19 protein-coding genes are annotated in these 20,180 nt (G+C 63.4%); 13 read left to right on the forward strand and 6 right to left on the reverse strand.

Going from position 1 to position 20,180, the window contains the following annotated elements; all coding sequences use genetic code 11:
• Positions 1 to 84 precede the first annotated feature (84 nt).
• From M1B35_RS02040 to M1B35_RS02055, 4 genes are all read left to right on the forward strand, one after another.
• Positions 85 to 492 carry a DUF4339 domain-containing protein gene (locus tag M1B35_RS02040; RefSeq protein ID WP_268261092.1) on the forward strand — a complete coding sequence of 136 codons (408 nt, stop codon included), beginning with the start codon at positions 85 to 87 and terminating at the stop codon, positions 490 to 492.
• A 22-nt stretch (positions 493 to 514) separates the two neighbouring features.
• The gene (locus M1B35_RS02045) at positions 515 to 1,477 is read left to right on the forward strand and encodes a hypothetical protein (protein ID WP_268261093.1); all 963 of its coding nucleotides are present in this window, start codon (positions 515 to 517) and stop codon (positions 1,475 to 1,477) included.
• A 37-nt stretch (positions 1,478 to 1,514) separates the two neighbouring features.
• Positions 1,515 to 2,228, forward strand: a complete 714-nt coding sequence (locus M1B35_RS02050; RefSeq protein ID WP_123328098.1) for a hypothetical protein — start codon at positions 1,515 to 1,517, stop codon at positions 2,226 to 2,228.
• A 67-nt stretch (positions 2,229 to 2,295) separates the two neighbouring features.
• Positions 2,296 to 4,662, forward strand: a complete 2,367-nt coding sequence (locus M1B35_RS02055) for a tubulin-like doman-containing protein (protein WP_268261094.1) — start codon at positions 2,296 to 2,298, stop codon at positions 4,660 to 4,662.
• Here the strand turns inward: M1B35_RS02055 and M1B35_RS02060 are convergent.
• Entirely contained in the window at positions 4,659 to 5,060 is a 402-nt protein-coding gene (locus tag M1B35_RS02060) for a GFA family protein (protein ID WP_268261095.1), read from the reverse strand. The genes M1B35_RS02055 and M1B35_RS02060 overlap by 4 nt on opposite strands.
• Positions 5,061 to 5,380: 320 nt before the next feature.
• On the opposite strand from M1B35_RS02060, the gene M1B35_RS02065 reads away from it, so the two are divergent.
• The 9 genes from M1B35_RS02065 (at position 5,381) to M1B35_RS02105 (ending at position 15,547) form a co-directional block, all read left to right on the forward strand.
• Positions 5,381 to 6,688 (forward strand): CitMHS family transporter, encoded by a 1,308-nt coding sequence (locus M1B35_RS02065; protein ID WP_123328095.1) that lies wholly within the window; start codon positions 5,381 to 5,383, stop codon positions 6,686 to 6,688.
• A gap of 70 nt (positions 6,689 to 6,758) precedes the next feature.
• Positions 6,759 to 7,526 (forward strand): TerC family protein, encoded by a 768-nt coding sequence (locus tag M1B35_RS02070; RefSeq protein WP_268261096.1) that lies wholly within the window; start codon positions 6,759 to 6,761, stop codon positions 7,524 to 7,526.
• Between the two features lie 214 nt (positions 7,527 to 7,740).
• A complete protein-coding gene (locus tag M1B35_RS02075; RefSeq protein ID WP_268261097.1) occupies positions 7,741 to 9,399 on the forward strand; it encodes a Na/Pi cotransporter family protein in 1,659 nt (552 codons plus the stop codon).
• A 56-nt stretch (positions 9,400 to 9,455) separates the two neighbouring features.
• On the forward strand, positions 9,456 to 10,844 hold the full coding sequence (locus M1B35_RS02080) for a M16 family metallopeptidase (protein ID WP_268261098.1): 1,389 nt from the start codon (positions 9,456 to 9,458) through the stop codon (positions 10,842 to 10,844).
• A 90-nt stretch (positions 10,845 to 10,934) separates the two neighbouring features.
• Complete coding sequence (locus M1B35_RS02085) at positions 10,935 to 11,978, forward strand: DUF5924 family protein (protein ID WP_123328091.1); 1,044 nt, start codon at positions 10,935 to 10,937, stop codon at positions 11,976 to 11,978.
• A gap of 54 nt (positions 11,979 to 12,032) precedes the next feature.
• Entirely contained in the window at positions 12,033 to 13,181 is a 1,149-nt protein-coding gene (locus tag M1B35_RS02090) for an ABC transporter permease (protein ID WP_268261099.1), read from the forward strand.
• Positions 13,178 to 13,981, forward strand: a complete 804-nt coding sequence (locus tag M1B35_RS02095) for an ABC transporter ATP-binding protein (protein WP_268261100.1) — start codon at positions 13,178 to 13,180, stop codon at positions 13,979 to 13,981. The genes M1B35_RS02090 and M1B35_RS02095 overlap by 4 nt, the downstream gene beginning before the upstream one ends.
• 1 nt (position 13,982) lies before the next feature.
• On the forward strand, positions 13,983 to 14,921 hold the full coding sequence (locus M1B35_RS02100) for an MlaD family protein (protein WP_123328088.1): 939 nt from the start codon (positions 13,983 to 13,985) through the stop codon (positions 14,919 to 14,921).
• Positions 14,918 to 15,547 carry an ABC-type transport auxiliary lipoprotein family protein gene (locus tag M1B35_RS02105; RefSeq protein WP_123328087.1) on the forward strand — a complete coding sequence of 210 codons (630 nt, stop codon included), beginning with the start codon at positions 14,918 to 14,920 and terminating at the stop codon, positions 15,545 to 15,547. The genes M1B35_RS02100 and M1B35_RS02105 overlap by 4 nt, the downstream gene beginning before the upstream one ends.
• A gap of 40 nt (positions 15,548 to 15,587) precedes the next feature.
• Here M1B35_RS02105 and M1B35_RS02110 read toward each other — a convergent pair whose 3' ends face one another.
• The 5 genes from M1B35_RS02110 to M1B35_RS02130 all read right to left on the reverse strand — a co-directional run bounded on the left by M1B35_RS02110 (position 15,588) and on the right by M1B35_RS02130 (position 19,957).
• Positions 15,588 to 16,817 carry a nucleoside recognition domain-containing protein gene (locus M1B35_RS02110; RefSeq protein WP_123328086.1) on the reverse strand — a complete coding sequence of 410 codons (1,230 nt, stop codon included), beginning with the start codon at positions 16,815 to 16,817 and terminating at the stop codon, positions 15,588 to 15,590.
• A gap of 93 nt (positions 16,818 to 16,910) precedes the next feature.
• A complete protein-coding gene (gltP, locus tag M1B35_RS02115) occupies positions 16,911 to 18,242 on the reverse strand; it encodes a glutamate/aspartate:proton symporter GltP (RefSeq protein WP_123328085.1) in 1,332 nt (443 codons plus the stop codon).
• A gap of 700 nt (positions 18,243 to 18,942) precedes the next feature.
• Positions 18,943 to 19,410: an inhibitor of vertebrate lysozyme family protein gene (locus tag M1B35_RS02120; protein WP_123328084.1), complete on the reverse strand. Its 468-nt coding sequence runs from the start codon at positions 19,408 to 19,410 to the stop codon at positions 18,943 to 18,945.
• Positions 19,411 to 19,412: 2 nt separating this feature from the next.
• Positions 19,413 to 19,577, reverse strand: a complete 165-nt coding sequence (locus M1B35_RS02125) for a DUF1328 domain-containing protein (protein ID WP_003170804.1) — start codon at positions 19,575 to 19,577, stop codon at positions 19,413 to 19,415.
• A gap of 95 nt (positions 19,578 to 19,672) precedes the next feature.
• On the reverse strand, positions 19,673 to 19,957 hold the full coding sequence (locus tag M1B35_RS02130; RefSeq protein WP_123328083.1) for a hypothetical protein: 285 nt from the start codon (positions 19,955 to 19,957) through the stop codon (positions 19,673 to 19,675).
• Between the last annotated feature and the right edge of the window lie 223 nt (positions 19,958 to 20,180).

Raw genomic sequence — 20,180 nt, forward strand, 5'->3', positions numbered from 1 at the left:
TGGTGAAGTTGGCCGAAAGCTACCTGGGGCGCTTCAGCCAGCGCGTGATCGGCTCCCGGGCCGACGTCTACGCCGATGAAGTGCATGCCGACCACGAAGAAAAACTCAGCGTCACCAAGGAGTTTTTTCGCCGAGGGCTGGCTGGAGAACCTGCTCAAGCCGGTGGCGGCGCCGTTTGCCGGCCAAGCGCCTGCGGCACCGGGCTTTGCCGCGCCACCGCCGATGGCCGGCGGCGCGCTGCCACCACCGGTGGCGGCAGTGCAGTACAGCTATCACCTGAACGTCGCAGGGACCAATTACGGCCCCTACACCTCGGCGCAGTTGCAGCAATACGTGCAGACCGGGCAAGTGACCCGCGACAGCATGCTGTGGCGTGAAGGCATGGCCGCCTGGCTCAGCGCCGGGCAGATCCAGGAGTTGGCCCACCTGTTCGCCCCAGCGGCAGGCAGTCCACCGCCACTGGGCGGCCCAGCCATGCCGCCACCGCTCTGAACCAAGCGAAGACGAGAACCCTATGTCAGCGTCAGTCAAAGCCGCCGAGTTTCCCGCTACCTGCGCCAACAGCGCCTGTGGCCGGACACTCTGCGGGCCGGTGAAACACTGCCCGTACTGTGGCGTCGCCGCGCAACCGCCGATCTCGGCCAAGGCCCCCGTGGCGGTGGCCGCCAAGGAGCCCGCCAGCCCGCCACCGGTGGTCGAACCCAAGGCCGCCGCACTGAAGTTCGAGCTACCGGCGACCCCTGCGCCAGCCACGCCGCAGCCCGTGCCACCCGCGCCGGCAGCCCCGCCGACCCCACCCGTGGCACCGCCTGCGGATAAACCCAAGGGCCTGCTGAAAAAGATCGTGATCGGTGCGCTGGTCCTGGCACTGCTGGCGCTCTATGGCATGAACCAGCTCGGCTCACGCAACAGTCAGCGCGACCTGGAGCAGGTGCTGCTCGCTGGCCAGCAATGCCTGCGCCAGGGCGACTACAACTGCGCGCTGGATAAAGCCGAACAGGTCCTGCAGAAAAACAGCAAGGACCCGGCGGCCCTGAGCCTGTTGAATCGGGCCAAAGACGGCTTGAAGCAGGTTCAGCGCGACAAAGACCTGGCGGAACAGGCACGGCTCAAGGAGCAGGATCGCAAGGCCCAGCAAGACGCTGCCGACCAGCGCAAGCGCGCCGAAGAGCAGGCCCGGCGCGAGCAGGAAGCCAAGGCCGCGGCGCAGGTCCAGTCGATCCCGGCACCCGCACCGCAGCCCAGCACGCCACCACGTTCCACCACTCGCATCGAGCAGAACAACGGTGCCGCCAACATGGTCGGCCGCTCGCTGAACGAGGCACGCAAGGCTTTGATCCGTCGCGACTACCAGAGCGCGATCACCGTCGCACGGTTGGTGCTCAACATGGACCCGGGCAACCGCGAGGCACAGAACATCATCAACCAGGCCACGCGCCAGCAATCCCAGGCCCTGAACCGGACCACCATCGAATGATGACGCCGGCCTCCCTTCGATCACTTGGAAATCATCCATGACCCAGCACCCGCGTTCCCCCAATAAGCGTTTGCTTGCCCTGGGCCTTGTATCGATCTTCGGCCTGCAAAGCTGTGCCAACATCGACTCCAAGAGCATGAACCCGACCGGCTGGAGCGGCAGCGACTGGCTCAAGTGCGGTCTAGCCATCGCCGCCGGGGCCGCTGCGGGGGCAGCGGTCAGCGGCAAGAAGGATCGCGGGGTCGGCGTCGTAGCCGGTACGGCCGCAGGTATCGCCGTGTGCTTCGTGATCAACGCCAAGTCGGTGCAGACCCAGTCGCCCCAGGAAGTCGAGGCGCAGTACCGCAAAAGCGGCAAGAAGGCCCCTGCCGAGCCGCAGGTGGTCAGCTACCAGACCAGCATCCAGCCCGGCAGCACCATCAAGCGCGGCCAGCCGATCAAAGTGGTGTCCAACATCGTGGCCATCGATGGCAGCCGCCAGGCCGTCAACGAGATCAAGGAAGAAGTGCGCCTGTATGAGCCGGGCGCCACCACCGCGTTCAAGGAAGGCACCAAGGTCGCCAACGAGAAGCCCGGCAGCGGCGGTTACGAAAACACCTTCACCATCACCCTGGACAACCAGGTGCCGCAAGGCGTGTACCGCGTCGACACGTCGGTGCTGCTCAACGGCAAGCCAGTCAACACCCGCAGCAATAACGTGCAACTGGTGATGATCGACGCCGACACCTATCAGATCGCCTACCTTGACTGAAATGCCTGATGGGGGGCGCCCGTCGGGCGCCTCTGGGCAAACCGCATGGATCGCTGGAGACACACGCATGACCGAATCCGGGTATGAGGTTCGCCCCACGCTTTTTATCGCGCTGGGCAATACCGGCAGCCGGGTCGGCCTGCACCTGCGCAAGCGCTTGCTGGCCACCTCCTGGCGCGAGGGGCAACGCATCGAGCGCCTCGCCGACTTCCCCCTGGCGCGCTTTATTCGGTTCCACCCGAGTGACTTCCAGGTCTGGGAGCGGGGTCTGGAGCCCGCGCAGCCCGAAGCCTGTTTTCGGATCGATGAAATCATCAGTGGCCCGTTCGACCCCGAGGCCGAGCTGGACTCGCCCGACGTCGCTAAATGGTCGCCCCTGACCTCGCAGACCATGAAGCACTGGGGAATCGAGCCGATGAAATACCATCGGCTTCGCGGTTTTTCCCGCCTGTACTGCCTGACCCAGGCCGAACAGATCCGCGCCAGGGTGCGTCAGGCCCTGCACCACCTGCACACCTGCGACCCCACGCAAGACGCCGAGGTCCAGCGTCTTGGCCTCAATGTGAGCCGGGACCGCATCAATATCGTCATAATCGCTTCGGCCGCGGGCAGCTACGGTTCGGGGTCGTTTCTGCAGGTCGGCGATCTGGTCCGGCAGACGCTTGCCGAACAGAACATCCCCGGGCGTATCGCCTTGCATCTGCTACTGGCCGGCGGGGCGATGCACATCGAGCCGGAGCGGGCACAGGCCCAAAGCTACGCCGCACTGATGGAGCTGGAAACTCGCGGGCGTGGTTATACGACCGCGCACGACGACAACCCGGAGGGGCCGTTCGACGACCTCTATGTGTTCGACACCTGCAACCTCGCGCAGCGTCGCTGTGAGGAGCCTGAAGACCTGCCGTTGATGCTCGGCGACATGCTGTTCAACGATTTGGCCAATCCGCCGCTGAGCGAGAAAAAATGGATCATGAGTAGCATCCATCGCCAGTACACCATCCGTAGTCATAGAGTGGAACTGCCGGAAGAGTTCGAAAATACCCCCGCCCTACGGAACCCCATGAGCTATTCCAGCCAGGGGCATGCCGAGCTGTACGCGACATACCGGCCCGACGGCCTGGCCGACCTGCACCTGAGCGGCCACGCCCAGCCGCTGCTCAGCGGGTTGATGGCGCCACAGGAAGGCGAAGACCCACTGCTCGCCCTGTTGGCCGGCCTGACTGCGCAAGACCTGCGCCGGGTATTGAGCCTGTGGCTGGAACAGGCCATGCCCTGGGCCAACCTGGAGCTTGAACCCGGCCGCGGAACCAACCCTAGCGGTTACCTGTGTCTGCTCAGCGTGCCGCAACCTGCCGAGTTCAGGCGCCTGTACGGTGAGCTGCTGAGTCAATGCCTGCCCGCACTGCCAGGCCTGCGCCCGAATGACCTGCAATTCATCGATTGTCAGGTCTCTGGGCGGCTGGTCGCCTCCATGCGCTTGAGCGGCTTTGCCATGAACGCCTTGCGCGACCTGCCCGACTACCTGGCCAACTACCGCAAGCAGGCACAGCAGCGTCCCTTGCACGTGAACAAGTACGCCAACTGCCATCCGCTGATCTTCGACCAGGCGCACTACCTGGCCTTGGCGCGCGACCTGCGCCTGTATCTGCAAGCCATTGCCCTGGGCGAATTGACCCGCACCCCGGGGCAGGCCTACGAGTTCATGGACCAAGGCGAGGCCTTTGGCATCGGCACCGAGCCGGCCATTCGCCAATACGGGTTGCGGGCCCCTCATCGGCAGCTGCTCTCGACGCGGGTGCAGGCGCGTTTGAGCCAGCCGCGCCCGGCACTGCTTGCCGCGCTGTGCGCGCTGTTCGAGTACTTAGGGCACGACGCTTACAAAAGCCTGAGAGTGGTCGATGAAAATGGGATAGCCGAGCCGGCGTGCTCATTGCCCAGGGAGCTCAGCGCCATCCTGCGCAGCGAATCCTTCAGGCTCCTGCGCGAGCAGGCGCCTGAACACGCCGAAGCCCTGATCGAGCAGGCGCAAAATCAATTGCCGGCGATCACCCGTTCGATCAGCGGCTCAAAAGGCGATGTCTATGTCTCTGAAGTCGTCCTGCACCACAGCGAGAAACTCCAGCTGCGCCCGGAGTGCTTCGACCCTGGCTGGCTGGAGGCCTTGTTCAACCCGAGGATTCAGGCAGCACAGGCCGCGGCGCAGCATGCCAGGGACAGTCAGGCGCGCTATCACCTCAACGTCGGCGGCGTCGAATACGGCCCTTACAGCTTTCTTGAGCTGCAACACTACGTCAGCACCGGGCAGATCACGCGCCACAGCTTGCTGTGGCGTCCGGGCTTGAGCCAGTGGTCTGTCGCTGAGACCCAGGCGGAGCTGGCGGGCCTGTTCACACCGCCTGCGGCGCCCCCCAGCGAGCCGCCGATGCCGGGCTAGAGCTGTTCTTGCGGCTCTTGCGGCAACTGCTCATCCAGATGCAGCCAGGGCAGCCGGCTGTCCGTCCAGATGTGCCGGTCCGCCGGTGCCTGTTCGGGGTGGTCCAGGGTGGCGATGGTCACATCGATGCTGTCCGGGCTCAGGCTGGTCACCAGCGCCAGCTGCGCACCGCAGTTCGAGCAGAAGTAACGCACGCAGCTTGGCGAAGACTCATAACGCGCCGGCGTACCCTGCAGCCACTGGAAAGCCGAGGCGGGCAGGGTGATCCACGTAGTCACCAGGCCACCGCTGACTCGGCGACAGATCGAGCAATGGCAATGGGCGATGTCTCGCAATGGGCCGCTGAACTGATAACGCAGCCCGCCACAGTGGCAACCGCCCTGGTGTAATTCGCTCATGTGTCGCGCTCCCTGAAGCCCCAAGTTCGTCACTTTATGCCGCTCATCGGCTACCTGAACATCTGTCCAATCCTTTCACCAGCGAAAGGTAGCTGAAAGCTTCCCCGATTAGGATCGCCTCCACTACCGGCAACAGACCGGTTGGCCACTGTGAACGTTTCGACGTTTTGCGGCCCAATTAACAACAACAATGGTGATTCTGATGTTTGCTCGTACCCGCCTCGTTGCACCCACTCCACCCGTACGCCTCGCGCTTCCCGTTCTGCGCTGACCCCACCCGGTTCGCCATTCCCTAGCCGCGCCACGCCTGGAGTATCCCTATGCTGACTTTCCTTGGCTTCGCCATGGTCATCACCTTCATGTTCCTGATCATGACCAAGCGCCTGTCGGCGCTGATCGCCCTGATCATCGTGCCCATCCTGTTCGCCCTGTTCGGCGGTTTCGCGCCGAAGATCGGCCCGATGATGCTCGAAGGCATCACCAAGCTGGCGCCCACCGGCGTGATGCTGATGTTCGCCATTCTGTACTTCGCCCTGATGATCGACTCCGGCCTGTTCGACCCGGCCGTGCGCAAGATCCTCAAGCTGGTCAAGGGTGACCCGCTGAAGGTCTCGGTCGGTACCGCCGTGCTCGCCCTGGTGGTGTCCCTGGACGGTGACGGCGCCACCACCTACATGATCTGCGTGGCCGCCATGCTGCCGCTCTACAGCCGCATCGGCATGAGCCCGCGGATCATGGCCGGTCTGATCATCCTCGCCGGCGGCGTGATGAACATGACCCCCTGGGGCGGCCCGACGGCCCGTGCGGCCAGCGCCTTGCACGTGGACCCATCAGACATTTTCGTACCGATGATCCCGGCCATGCTGGCGGGCGTGGTGGCGATCCTGGCGATTGCCTATATGTACGGCAAGCGTGAACGTGCGCGTCTGGGTGAACTGCACCTGCAAGGCGACGAGATCGACCATAGCGAAATCAGCGTCTCGCAATTCCCCGATGCCCGTCGTCCGAAACTGATCTGGTTCAACGGTGGCCTGACCCTGGCCCTGATGTGCGCGCTGATTGCCGGCCTGTTGCCGCTGCCGGTGCTGTTCATGGTGGCCTTCAGCATCGCGATGATCGTCAACTACCCGTGCCTGCAACAGCAGAAAGACCGCGTCGCGGCCCATGCCGGCAGCGTACTGGCGGTGGTCGGGCTGATCTTCGCGGCGGGCATCTTCACCGGCATCCTGTCGGGCACCGGCATGGTCGACGCCATGTCCAAAAGCCTGCTGGCGGTGATCCCGGAAGCGTTGGGGCCTTACCTTGCAGTCATCACCGCGCTGGTAAGCATGCCGTTCACTTTCTTCATGTCCAACGACGCCTTCTACTACGGCGTGCTGCCGGTGCTGGCCGAAGCCGCCAGCCACTACGGCATCACCGCCGTGGAAATGGCACGTGCCTCGATCGTCGGTCAGCCCGTCCACTTACTGAGCCCATTGGTGCCATCGACCTACCTGTTGGTGGCCCTGGCCGGGATCGAATTCGGCGACCATCAGCGCTTCACCTTGAAGTGGGCAGTGCTGGTGTGCCTGTGCATAATGTTTGCTGCCTTGCTGATGGGGATTTTTCCGCTGTTCAGCACTCTATAAAAGCAACGACTCTTCGCCCAGGCCGGCCATCGTGCCCTGGGCGATCTAACACTCGCTCAAAGGAATACACATGGAATGGCTGACCAACCCGGAAATCTGGGTTGCCTTCTTAACCCTGACCGCCCTCGAGATCGTCCTGGGTATCGATAACATCATCATGATTTCGATCCTGGTCAGCCGCATGCCCAAACACATGCAGGCGCGGACCCGGATTTTCGGTCTGGCCCTGGCCATGATCACGCGGATCCTGTTGCTGCTGTCGATCACCTGGGTCATGCGCCTGACTGCCGACCTGTTCGTGGTCTTCGGCCAAGGCATCTCCGGGCGGGACATGATCCTGTTCTTCGGTGGCCTGTTCCTGCTGTGGAAAAGCTCGCAAGAGATGTACCACGCACTGGAAGGCGAAGACGAAACCAACGAAGAGCCTTCGGGCAAGGGCGGCAACTTCCTCTACACCATCATCCAGATCGCGATCATCGACATCGTGTTCTCACTGGACTCGGTGATCACGGCCGTCGGCATGGTCTCCCACGTTCCAGTGATGGTTGCAGCGATCGTCGTCGCCGTGCTGGTGATGATGCTGGCCGCGGGCACCATCAGCGACTTCATCGACAAGCACCCGTCGCTGAAAATGCTGGCGCTGTCCTTCCTGCTGGTGGTGGGTACCGTGCTGATCGCCGAAGCCTTCGAAGTGCATGTGCCAAAAGGCTACGTCTACTTCGCCATGGCGTTCTCCCTGGCCGTGGAAGCGGTGAACATCAAGATGCGCACCGCCATCGCGAAAAAGAAGAAACAGCAAGATCCGGTAAAGCTGCGCAAAGACATTCCGGGCCAATAAGCCCAACGCGCGTGACACCAAAAGGGGCCCTCGGGCCCCTTTTTCACGCCTGTAAAAAGCTGTTTTCATGACAGTTTTGTTTCAATCGACGGTTTAGCTATGCGATGCTGGCGCGCAGGGCGTTCGCCAACTACAGCTTAAACAAACCTATTAGAACGTCGCGCCACACTGTCTATCTGCCCCTTTGGGGCCATTCACCCCAGGGGGGCCCTGTATGCTGACCCTGCTCAATTTGCTCTCTGCCGTCGCCTTGCTGATTTGGGGCACGCACATCGTCCGTACCGGCATCCTGCGGGTCTACGGTTCCAACCTGCGCCATGTCATCGGCCAGAACATGGCCCGCCGCCCCCTGGCCTTTATCGCTGGGATCCTGGTCACTGCCATGGTCCAGAGCAGCAACGCCACGGCGATGCTGGTGACCTCTTTCGTCGGCCAGGGGCTGATGGCCCTGACCCCGGCCCTGGCAACCATGCTCGGCGCCGACGTCGGTACGGCATTGATGGCCCGGGTGCTGACCTTCGACCTGTCGTGGCTGTCACCACTGCTGATTTTTCTCGGGGTGATCTTCTTCCTGTCGCGCAAGCAGACCCGCGCCGGCCAGTTGGGCCGGGTCGGCATCGGCCTGGGCCTGATCATCCTGGCCCTGCAACTGATCGTTGAAGCCGCCGCCCCCATTACCCACGCTCAGGGGGTGAAAGTGCTGTTCGCCTCCCTGACCGGCGACATCCTCCTCGATGCCCTGATGGGCGCCGTGTTCGCCATGGTCTCGTACTCCAGCCTGGCGGCGGTGCTGCTCACCGCCACCCTGGCCGGCGCCGGGGTGATCAGCCTGCCCGTGGCCATTGGCCTGGTGATCGGCGCCAACATCGGCAGCGGGGTGCTGGCCTTCCTCAGCACCAGCATGCAGAACAGCGCCGGGCGCCAGGTGGCGCTGGGCAGCCTGCTGTACAAGCTGATTGGGTTGCTGCTGATCATTCCCGTGCTCGACCCCCTGGCCCACTGGATGGACAGCCTGGACTTCAGCCCCCAGGAAGTGGTGATCGGTTTCCATCTGCTGTACAACAGCGCCCGCTGCCTGTTGCTGCTGCCCACCGTCGGGCCCATGGCCAAGCTCTGTGCCTGGCTCCTGCCGGAACGCGCGGAAGCCAACGGCCGTGCCCGTCCCCGGCACCTGGACCCCACCGCGCTGGTCACCCCCAGCCTGGCCCTGGCCAACGCCGCCCGGGAAACCCTGCGCATCGGTGACCTGATCGACAACATGCTCGAAGCCATGCTCGATGTGCTGCAGGGCAAACAGACCGCCGTCACCCTGGAGATGCGCAACCTCAGCGACGACGTCGAGTCCCTCTACAGCGCCATCAAGCTGTACCTGGCGCAAATGCCCCGGGAAGACCTGAGCGAGCAGGACAGCCGCCGCTGGGCCGAGATCATCGAGCTGGCGATCAACCTCAAGCTCGCCGGCGACCTGATCGAACGCATGCTGCGCAAGGTCCAGCAGCAGAAAACCTCCCAGCGGCGCTCGTTCTCCGAGGTCGGCCTGGAAGAGCTGGCCGGCCTGCACGCCCAATTGATTTCCAACCTGCGCCTCGGCTTGTCGGTGTTCCTCAGCGCCGACCCGGAAAGTGCCCGCCAACTGCTGCGGGAGAAACGCCGCTTCCGCGCCCAGGAACGGCGCCTGGCCCACGCTCACGTCAGCCGGCTGCAACGCAAGATCGTCCAGAGCATCGAAACCAGCTCCCTGCACCTGGAGCTGATCGCCGACATGAAGCGCCTCAACTCGCTGTTCTGCAGCAGCGCCTACGTGGTCCTGGAAACGTCGGAAACCGGTGCCCTGGCCGTGGACGATATGGCTGACATCACCCATTCACCCTGAACGTCCAGGATGGATCGAAGTCGTAGAACTTACGCACGCCGTAAGGAAACCCCGTTATGCGTTGTCTGTTGTTGGCCTGCCTGCTGCTGAGCTCGGCTCATTCGTTTGCCCTGGACCGCTTCCAGGTCGAGGGCTACTTGCTGCCCAACGGCCTGCAAGTGCTGCTCAAGCCGGGCACAGAGCGCGGCCACGTGGCCATCCGCCTGGTGGTGGGGGTGGGCCTGGATGACTTCAGCTGCGCCGACAAGGAACTGCCGCACCTACTGGAACACCTGCTGTTCAGCGGGATCGACGGCGGCGACGAGGGCAACCTCGAAGAGCGCATGCAAGCCCTGGGGGGCGAATGGAACGCCTACACCAGTAACGCCGACACCACCTTCGTCATCGAGGCGCCGGCGCGCAATCAGCGCAAGGTCCTCGACCTGCTGCTGGCCGTGCTGACCCGCACCCACATCGACAACAACGCCATCGCCGCCGCCAAACAGGTGGTCGAGCGCGAAGATGGCGGCCACTACTCACACCTGCAACGCTTCCTCGATCGCCAGGACCTGGGCCACAAGGCCAGCAACCAACTGGCCGTGGAACTGGGGCTCAAATGCGCCGAGCGCGCCGAAGTGCAGCACCTGACCCAGGCGCAGTTAGAGGACGTACGCGAGCACTGGTACGCGGCCAACAACATGACCCTGATCATTGTTGGCGACCTCGACCGCCTGCTGCCCGCTTACCTGGAGCGCACCTATGGCCAGCTCCCGGCGGTGGACCCACGCGAGCACCCCGGCTTGCCGGAGATCCAGGGCCACGCAGCGGCCGAGCGCAACCTGACCCTGGGCTGGGTCGGCAACGGCGCCAAGCTACATTGGCTGTTTCCCGAGCCGGTGCTCGACGAGCAACACGATGCGACCTTCGACCTGCTCAAGGAATACCTGGACTGGGCCCTCTACCAGCGGTTGCGCCTGGATCACGAGCTGTCCTACGGGCCCTGGAGCGATCGCCAAGTCTTCGGCGGGGTAGGCTTTCTCAGCCTGAACGCCGACCTGGACCGGGACGATGTGCCCCAAGCCCGGCAGGTGATCGATGAGCTCAAGGCGCGCTTGCTCAAGGACGGCCTCGACCCGGCCACCTTTGAACGCCTGAAACAGGCAGCCATTGCCCGGCAAGCCTGGGCGACCCAAGGCAACAGTGCCCTGGCGGACTATTACTGGAGCGCCCTGGGCGACTACGACAACGGCCGCTTCAGCGACCCGGCCAAACGCCTGCAAGCGGTCAGCCTGAAGCAGGCCAACCAGGCCCTGGGGCAATTGCTCGAACAACCGGGCTACCTGCGCGTCGAGCAACCGTTGCTCAGTGATGAGCAAGTGCTGTGGCTGGCCGCCGGCCTGCTCGGGCTGATCGGCCTGGCCCTGCTGGGTTGGCGCCTGCGACGCCACGCCAAGCTGGACCGCTGAGGCGGACGAGGGCGCCGGGTCCCTCGCCACAACCCCGCGCCGACGTTATCCTGTCGCGGATTTTTCCTGCCAAGACTGTGAACCCGCCCCATGCCTAACTGGACTCACTACATACAGCGCCTGCTCGAACTGATGAAGCGCTATCCAGGGGTGATTGCGCTCGGCGGTTTCATCTCCGGGGTCGGCAGTTTCATCCTGGTGGATCGCCAGCAAAGCCTGGCCACCTGGATCGCCGTGATCATGCTGGTGAGCTGGGTCTGGCTGATGCTGGAGAACAGCCTGACCCAGCTGTTCACCAAGGTCTTCAAGCGGGAAATCCCCCAGCCCTTGCTGCGCTACGCCACGCAGATGATCCACCAGGAAAGCCTGTTCTTCGTCTTGCCGTTCTTCTTCATCACCACCAGCTGGAACAGCGGCCAACTGGTGTTTACCGGCCTGCTCGGCGCCGCGGCCCTGGTGTCCATCACCGACCCGCTGTACTACAAATGGCTGGCACCCCGGCGCTGGCTGTTCCTTGCCCTGCACACCCTGACCCTGTTCGCGGCGCTGCTCACGGCCCTGCCGATCATCTTGCACCTGACCACCTCCCAGAGCTTCAAACTGGCCCTGGGCATCGCCATGCTGTTGTCGTTTCCCAGCCTGGCGTCGATCTTCCCGATTCGCAGCCTGCGCAGCGCCCTAGCAGTGCTGAGCATCACCCTGGCCATCGGCGGCACCGGCTGGCTGCTGCGCTCCTGGGTACCGCCGGCGACCCTGTGGCTGACCGAAGACGCCATCAGCACCGAGCTGCAGGACCGCACGCCGGGCGACGGCCTGGAAGAGATCAGCGCCAGCCAGGTGCGCAGCACTGGGGTCTACGCCTACACCGCGATCAACGCACCGCGTGGGCTGGACGAGCGCATCTATCACGTCTGGCAATTCAACGGCAAAGAGGTGGACCGCATCGCCCTGGATATTCACGGCGGGCGCAAAGAGGGCTACCGGGCCTGGTCGCGCAAGCAGAACTTCCCGGCCAACCCCGTGGGGCGCTGGCAGGTACGTGTGCTGACCGAGGACGGGCAAGTGATTGGCGTGCTGCGCTTTAAAGTCACCGACACCGATCAAAACAGCGGCGCCGCCAGCCAGGCAAAATAGCCCGGTTCGTGCTATTACCTACCACTGCGTAATAGCCATACAAGCACGGAGCTTATGACCCCTAACGCGACGCCCGGCAGTGCCCAGATGGATCCTTCAACCACCCCTGCGCAACTGCGGATCACGGGTGACTGGACCCTCGCGCACTACACCGAGCTCAAGCGCCAAGCGCAGAAGCTCACTGGCAGCTACAGCGACAGCACCCCCATCGACCTCAACGGCCTGGGCGCCCTGGATACCGCCGGTGCTTCGCTGCTGGTGGAGCTGCTGGGGGCCGAGCGCCTGGGCCGCAGCGCCGAACATCCCGAGTGCAGCCTGAGCGCCGCCGACCGCGCCCTGTTGCACACCGTCTATTGCTCCCTGAGCGACTTCTGCGTACCGGTCAAGGAACCGGAAGAGTCGGTGGGCATCCAGTTGCTTGCACGCATTGGCAGGGCGGTGGACACCATCTGGCAGGACACCCTGCAACTGCTGGGCTTTGTCGGGCTGATACTGGAAACCCTGGCCCGCGGGCTGTTCAAGCCCAAGCGCTGGCGCGTTACCTCGGTGGTCGCGCACATCGAACAGACGGGCCTGGACGCCGCCCCTATCGTCGCCTTGCTGACCTTCCTGGTGGGCGCCGTGGTGGCCTTCCTCGGGGCCACGGTGCTGGCCAATTTCGGCGCCAGCCTGTTTACCGTGGACCTGGTGACGTTCTCCTTCCTCCGCGAATTCGCCGTGCTGCTCACGGCCATCCTGATGGCCGGGCGCACGGCCAGCGCCTTTACCGCGCAAATCGGCTCGATGAAGGCCAACGAGGAAATCGACGCGATCCGCACCCTTGGCCTCGACCCCATGGAGTTGCTGGTGCTGCCGCGGGTCCTGGCGTTGCTGGTGGCCCTGCCGATGCTGACCTTCCTCGCCATGCTCTCGGGGATTATCGGCGGCGGGGTGGTTTGCGCCTTGTCCCTGGGGATCTCGCCGGCGATGTTCCTGACCCTGCTGCAGTCGGACATTGGCGTGCAGCACTTCCTGGTGGGCATGGTCAAGGCACCGATCTTCGCCTTCCTGATTGCCGCCATCGGCTGCCTGGAGGGCTTCAAGGTCAGCGGCAGCGCCGAATCCGTGGGCGCCCACACCACCTCCAGCGTGGTGCAGTCGATTTTCGTAGTCATCGTCCTCGACGCGGTGGCCGCCCTGTTCTTCATGGAGATGAGCTGGTGAGCCGTGTCGCCCGAGGGCCCGCCGAGGCGGTGATTGAAGTCCGTGGCTTGTGCAATCGCTTCGGCACCCAGAGCGTGCACGAGCAACTCGACCTGGACCTGTACAAGGGCGAGATCCTCGCCGTGGTCGGTGGCTCCGGCAGCGGCAAGTCGGTGCTGCTGCGCAGCATCGTCGGCTTGCGACGGCCCAGTGAAGGTTCGGTGCGGGTCTTCGGCCAGGACCTGCCCAGCCTGGCGGAGCACCAGCGTTCGCTGATCGAGCGGCGCTTCGGCGTGCTGTTCCAGAAGGGCGCGCTGTTCTCTTCCTTGACCGTGACCGAAAACGTCGCCGTGCCGCTGATCGAGCATGCGGGCCTGTCACGCAGCGACGCCGAGCACCTGGCGGCGGTCAAACTGGCCTTGGCCGGCTTGCCGCTGTCGGCCGCCGACAAATACCCGGCCTCGCTGTCCGGCGGCATGATCAAGCGCGCGGCCCTGGCTCGCGCGCTGGCCCTGGACCCGGACATTCTGTTTCTCGATGAACCCACCGCCGGCCTCGACCCCATTGGCGCCGCGGCGTTCGACCAACTGATCCTGACCCTGCGTGACGCCCTGGGCCTGAGTGTGTTCCTGGTCACCCATGACCTGGACACCCTCTACACCATCACCGACCGGGTGGCGGTGCTGGCGCAGAAGAAAGTGCTGGTGGCGGCCCCCATCGAACAGGTGGCCGAGACCGACGACCCGTGGATTCACGAATACTTCCATGGCCCTCGCGGCCGCGCGGCGTACCAGGCCGCTCAACAGCTCAACGAGGTCTGACATGGAAACCCGCGCCCATCACGTATTGATCGGCCTGTTCACTGTGATTGTGGTGGCCGGCGCCTTGCTGTTCGGCCTGTGGCTGGCCAAGTCCAGCGTCGACAGCGCCTTCCAGGACTACGAGGTGGTCTTCAACGAGGCCGTCAGCGGCCTGTCCAAGGGCAGCTCCGTGCAGTACAGCGGGATCAAGGTCGGCGACGTGGTCAGCCTGCGCCTCGACCCCAAGGACCCGCGCCGGGTACTGGCGCGGATTCGCCTGGGCGGTGACACACCGATCAAGGAAGACACCCAGGCCAAGCTGGCACTCAACGGCATCACCGGCACCTCGATCATCCAGCTCAGCGGCGGTACGCCACAAAGCCCGGCACTCAAGGGCAAGGGCGGCCACCTGCCGACCATCGTCGCCTCGCCGTCGCCCATTGCCCGCCTGCTGAACAACAGCAACGACCTGATGACCAGCGTCAACCTGCTGCTGCACAACGCCAATCGCCTGTTCTCGCCGGAGAACATCGACCGTGTCAGCACCACCCTGGCCAACCTGGAGCAGACCACCGGGACCATCGCCGACCAGCGCGACGACATTCGCCTGGCCCTGCAGCAACTGGTGGTCATCAGCAAGCAGGCCGGCAAAACCCTGGAGCAGACCAGCGCCCTGATGCGCAACGCCAACGGCCTGCTCAACGACCAGGGCAAACAGATGTTCACCAGCGCCGAACATGCCATGCACTCCCTGGAGCGCAGCACCGCCACCATCGACCAGTTGCTGAGCAGCAACAAGGAGTCGCTGAACACCGGCATCCAGGGCCTCAATGGCCTGGCGCCAGCGGTGCGAGAACTGCGTGACACTTTAAGCTCCCTGCGCGCCATCACCCGGCGCCTGGAGGCCAACCCTGGCGGCTACCTGCTGGGTAACGAGAAGAACAAGGAGTTCACGCCATGAAGCGTGCCTATCGTGCGTTCGCCCCCCTGGCCCTGAGCCTCGGCCTGGCCCTGACCAGCGCCTGTTCGATCCTGCCCAAGGGCGAGCCCCTGGACGTCTACCGCCTGCCCACCGCCCAGAGCGCGACCCAGGCATCGGGCCAGGCCTTGCCCTGGTCCTTGCAACTGCTCAAGCCCCAGGCCAGCGATGCCCTGAACAGTGCGCGGATCGCAGTGATTCCCCAGGGCGACCTGATCAGCAGCTACAAGGCCTCCCGCTGGAGCGATCCGGCGCCGATCCTGCTGCGTAATCGGTTGTTCGATGGCTTCCAGCGGGACGGCCGGGTGCAACTGCTGAGCACCGATGACAGTAACCTGCAAACCGATCTGGCCCTGGGCGGCGAGCTGCAGGCGTTCCAGACCGAATACCAGGGCTCCGCGGCCTGGGTGGTGGTGCGCCTGGATGCGCGACTGGTGCGCGGCAGCGACCAGAAGATTCTTGCCAGCCGGCGCTTTGAAGTGCGCCAGCCCCTGAGCGAAGGCCAGGTTCCGGCGGTGGTGGCGGGGTTTGGCCAGGCCAGCGATACGCTGACCCGGCAAGTGGTGGAATGGGCAGTGGGGCAGGGCAATAGAGTGGAAACCCCTTGAAGCCAGCCCACTGAAGGAGCCGGCTTGCCGGCGAATCAGCTCAACCGAAAAACCAATAGCAAACAGCAATCGCTGCCACCACACCGGCGAACTCCGCCAGCAGTGCACAGCCCACGGCGTGCCGCACGCGCTGGATGCCCACCGCACCGAAATACACCGCCAACACATAGAAGGTGGTTTCGGTGCTGCCCTGGATGGTCGCCGCCGCCAGGGCCGGGAAACTGTCCACGCCCTGGGTTTTCATGGTTTCAATCAACATCGCCCGCGCCGCGCTGCCAGAGAACGGCTTGACCAGCGCGGTGGGCAGGGCGTCGACGAAGCGGGTATCCCAGCCGGCCCACTCCACCAGATGGCGAATGCCGTCCAGGCCGAAGTCCAGCGCCCCGGACGCCCGCAACACGCCAATCGCGCAGAGCATGGCCACCAGGTAGGGCAGCAGGCTCTTGGCGACGTCGAAGCCTTCTTTCGCCCCTTCGACAAAGGCCTCGTAGACCTTGACCTTGCGCAGCGCACCAATCACCAGGAACAGCATGATCAGGCCGAAAAGGGTCAGGTTGCCGAGAATGGAAGACAGTGACGCCAGGGCTGCCGCCGACATCGTCGCGAGCAGCGCCATAAAGGCCCCCAGGGCCAGGGCGCCGGGAATCAGATAGGCCAGCACCACCGGATCCCAGAGGCGCAGACGCTGCATGACCGCCACCGACAGCAAACCCACCAGGGTCGAGGCGCTGGTGGCCAGGAGGATCGGCAGGAACACCAGGGTCGGGTCAGCGGCGCCTTGCTGGGCGCGGTACATAAAGATGGTCACCGGCAGCAGGGTCAGGGATGACGCGTTAAGCACCAGGAACAGGATCTGCGCATTGCTCGCCGTGGTGGCGCTGGGGTTGAGCTCCTGCAACGCGCGCATGGCCTTGAGGCCGATGGGGGTGGCGGCGTTGTCCAGGCCCAGGCCGTTGGCGGCGAAGTTCAGGGTGATCAGGCCAAGAGCGGGGTGGCCCGGTGGCACTTCCGGCATCAGCCGGGCAAACAGCGGGCCCAGGACCTTGGCCAGCCAGTCGACGATCCCGGCCTTCTCCGCGATCCGCAGAAACCCCAGCCACAGGGTCAAGGTGCCGAACAGCAGCACCATGACTTCCACCGACAGTTTGGCCATGGCGAAGATGCTCTCCACCATCGCCGCGAAGATGCCCGCGTTGCCGCCCACCAGCCACTGGGCCAGGGCCGAAACCATTGCCACGATGAAGAAGCCGAGCCACAGGCCGTTGAGCATCAGAGAATCCCCCCAGAATAAGGGCCGAATGATAGCGGGGCCCGCAGAAACGACAAACCCCGGATTAACCGGGGTTTGTCAGAGGTCATTGCCTCAGCCTTGGCTGATTTCACCAGCCGGAAGCTTTTCCTTGCTGCGCCAGTGCGGCAGGGAGTTCCAGTAGCGCTGGCCCTTGGCATCGTCGTACATGCCTTCCCAACGGGAGATGACCAGTACTGCCAGGGCGTTGCCGATCACGTTCAGAGCGGTACGCGCCATGTCCATCACGCGGTCGACACCCGCGATGAACGCCAGGCCTTCCAATGGAATGCCCACGCTGCCCAGGGTCGCCAGCAGCACCACGAAGGACACGCCCGGTACGCCGGCGATGCCTTTGGAGGTGACCATCAGGGTCAGCACCAGCAGCAGTTGCTGGCTGATGGACAGGTCGATGCCGTACAGCTGGGCAATGAAGATCGCCGCGATGCTCTGGTACAGGGTCGAGCCGTCAAGGTTGAACGAGTAGCCGGTCGGCACCACGAAGCTGCAGATGGCTTTTGGCGCGCCGTAGGCTTCCATCTTCTCGATCACACGTGGCAGCACGGTTTCCGAACTGGCGGTGGAGTAGGCGAGCACCAGCTCATCCTTGAAGATGCGCATCAGCTTGATCACCGAGAAGCCGAACAGGCGGGCGATCAGGCCGAGGATCACGAAGGCGAAGAAGGCGATGGCCACGTAAACCAGGATCACCAGCTTGGCCAGGGGCAGCAGGGAGGCGAAGCCGAAGTTGGCCACGGTCACCGCGATCAGGGCAAACACGCCGATCGGGGCGTAGTTCATGATCATGTGGGTGACTTTGAACATGCTTTCCGAGACGCCCTGGAACATCTTCACCAGCGGCTCGCGCAGGTCCGACTGCAGGCTCGACAGACCGAGACCGAACAGGACCGAGAAGAAGATGATCGGCAGCATTTCGCCGCGGGCCATGGCCGCGAAGATGTTCGACGGGATCAGGTTGAGGATGGTCTGGATGAAGGCGTGTTCATGCTGCACTTCAGCCGCGGTGGCCTGGTACTTGGAGATGTCCACGGTACCCAGGGTGCTCATGTCGATGCCGGCGCCCGGGTGGAACACGTTGGCCAGCAACAGACCGACAACGATCGCGATGGTGGTGACGATCTCGAAGTAGATGATGGTCTTCAGGCCGATGCGCCCGAGTTTCTTGGCGTCGCCCACACCGGCAATGCCGACGATCAGGGAGGAGATGACGATCGGGATCACGATCATCTTGATCAAGCGGATAAAGATATCGCCCGCCGGTTGCAACACGTTGCTGATCCACCAGGCCTTCTCGGCACTGAAGTGGTTAAGCAGCGCTCCAATTGCAATCCCCAGCACCAGACCGATGAGGATCTGCCAGGCGAGGCTTAGTTTTGCCTTCTTCATATCATTACCCTTACTTGCGTTGGACTCGGGCTGATGCGCGAACTGGAACGCTCAATGGCGGAAAAGTTTGTGCATCGGCCCCCGTATAAGGTCATCCCGAGCGAGCATTTACAGCTCTCTGCGGGCGAAAAAAGGCGCAACTATTCCGATGCAAGGGAGGCGCGTCTAATGCCGTAAACGCCTACCCTATGCCGAATCGGCATGAGTTTTCATAAACAAAACGGTCGTCCCAACCGGTTCGAATGTGACATTTCGGCAGACGTAAATGCCGTGAAACGGCCATTTCAAGCGGCATGCAGGGGTTTTGGGGAACGTCCGAAATGGCCTCTGAAAGCGCAGAAATGTCCTAGCTATTCGCCGGATAGTTCGACACGCTTTCTTGAGAAGTTTCTCGATATACGGTCTGTGGGGCAGACCCGGAGGCGGGAAGCGCAGGTGATCGACCACAAGGGTCGCTATAAACGAAGGGGGCTTTTCAAGCACGCCGCAAGCTCGTCAGGCCATTCATGACCTGGGAGCCTGCGCCGCAGCTTTTCTCCTGACCCGGCCCTTGCGGAGGCACTCCCTGTACCCCTAGGTCACTCCGATCTCGCATCGATCAGAACATCCCGGCCCCTTGGTCATGCACGCACCTTCATCGGGTGGTGCAACAGTCGAAGTGGCCAGGGCGGCCCCTCCTTCTATGGTCGAAATCGCGAACTCAGTACCAGTTCGGGTCTTTCTTCAGCTGTTCTTTCAACAGTGCCTGCATGCCCTCATCCGGCTTACCGAGGAATCGGTAATCGGCGTGGCGCGTGGGCGACTTGTCGGCAGGCAGGGCCGCCGGCACATCCACCAGCATTGCGTAGGCATGTTGCTTGTCGAAGCTGAAGGCGACGATCAGCCGCTGGCTGGAGCAGGTCTGCGCGGTTTCGCAGAGCGGGCCCACCAGGTACTGGTCACCGTCTTCGGCCACGGCGTTCATCTGTTGCTGAGCATCGCCCGACAGGTTCATCACCCATTCAGGCAAGCGCTCTTCCTTGTGCACAACCCCTTGCCAGGTTTCACGGAACTGCGGGTCGGAGCTGAGCAGCTCGTTGACCCGCGCCTGGCCATCATTGGCCGCCAGCGCTGCAGCGCTCGTACCGAGCAACAGCGTGGCCGCCAATGTCTTCAACAAAACGCTCATGGTCAGCCTCGGCCACGACGGCCAAAGAAGAACGAAGCGATGAACATCACCAGGAACACTACAAAAAGAATCTTGGCGATACCCGTGGCGGTGCCCGCGATACCACCGAAGCCCAATACGGCAGCGACAATGGCAATGATCAGGAATGTGATTGCCCAGCTCAACATGGTGATTCTCCTTACTCTTTTTTGGGTGGTGCTGCTCGTTTGTTACTGTGCTGCGACCCCGCAACGCCTAAGTACGGCGCGCCGAGCCTTGGTGCCTAGAACACCCAACGCTGCTGACGGGGCGCCTCGTTCACAGGCTGAGCCTGGTCGACGGCCATCATGTGCATGGGCTGGGATTCGGCCAGACGACTGCTCACCGAACTGAAATGGGTCTGGGTGGCGTGCTGCACCGGAGTGCGCTCCACCAGTTGCTGGCCGTGCTGCCAGCGTTCGAACTGCTGACCGCCAATCAGCGTCACCAACAGCGCCAGGCTGGCAAACAGCCCTTGCTGCACATGCAGTGGGGAAATACGCAATTGGGCAAGACGTTGGCGATTCATCCTGGAGCTCCTCCCACACTGGTGGTGATGTTGTTATGGAAGCCGGTGAAAGCGCTCCTCGATAACAGGGTTATTGCAGCCTGCATGCCAGCTTCAAAAGAAGATAAATACTCAATAAAATCAATAACTTAGTATCTATCGACAGACATGCCTGAGACGCATCCTGCACGATGGCCCCTGGTTGACCGTGCGAAATGCACGATCAGGCCCGCTGCGAATGAGC

Origin of the sequence: Pseudomonas morbosilactucae, assembly GCF_023241665.1 — a bacterium.
Lineage (GTDB): Bacteria > Pseudomonadota > Gammaproteobacteria > Pseudomonadales > Pseudomonadaceae > Aquipseudomonas > Aquipseudomonas morbosilactucae.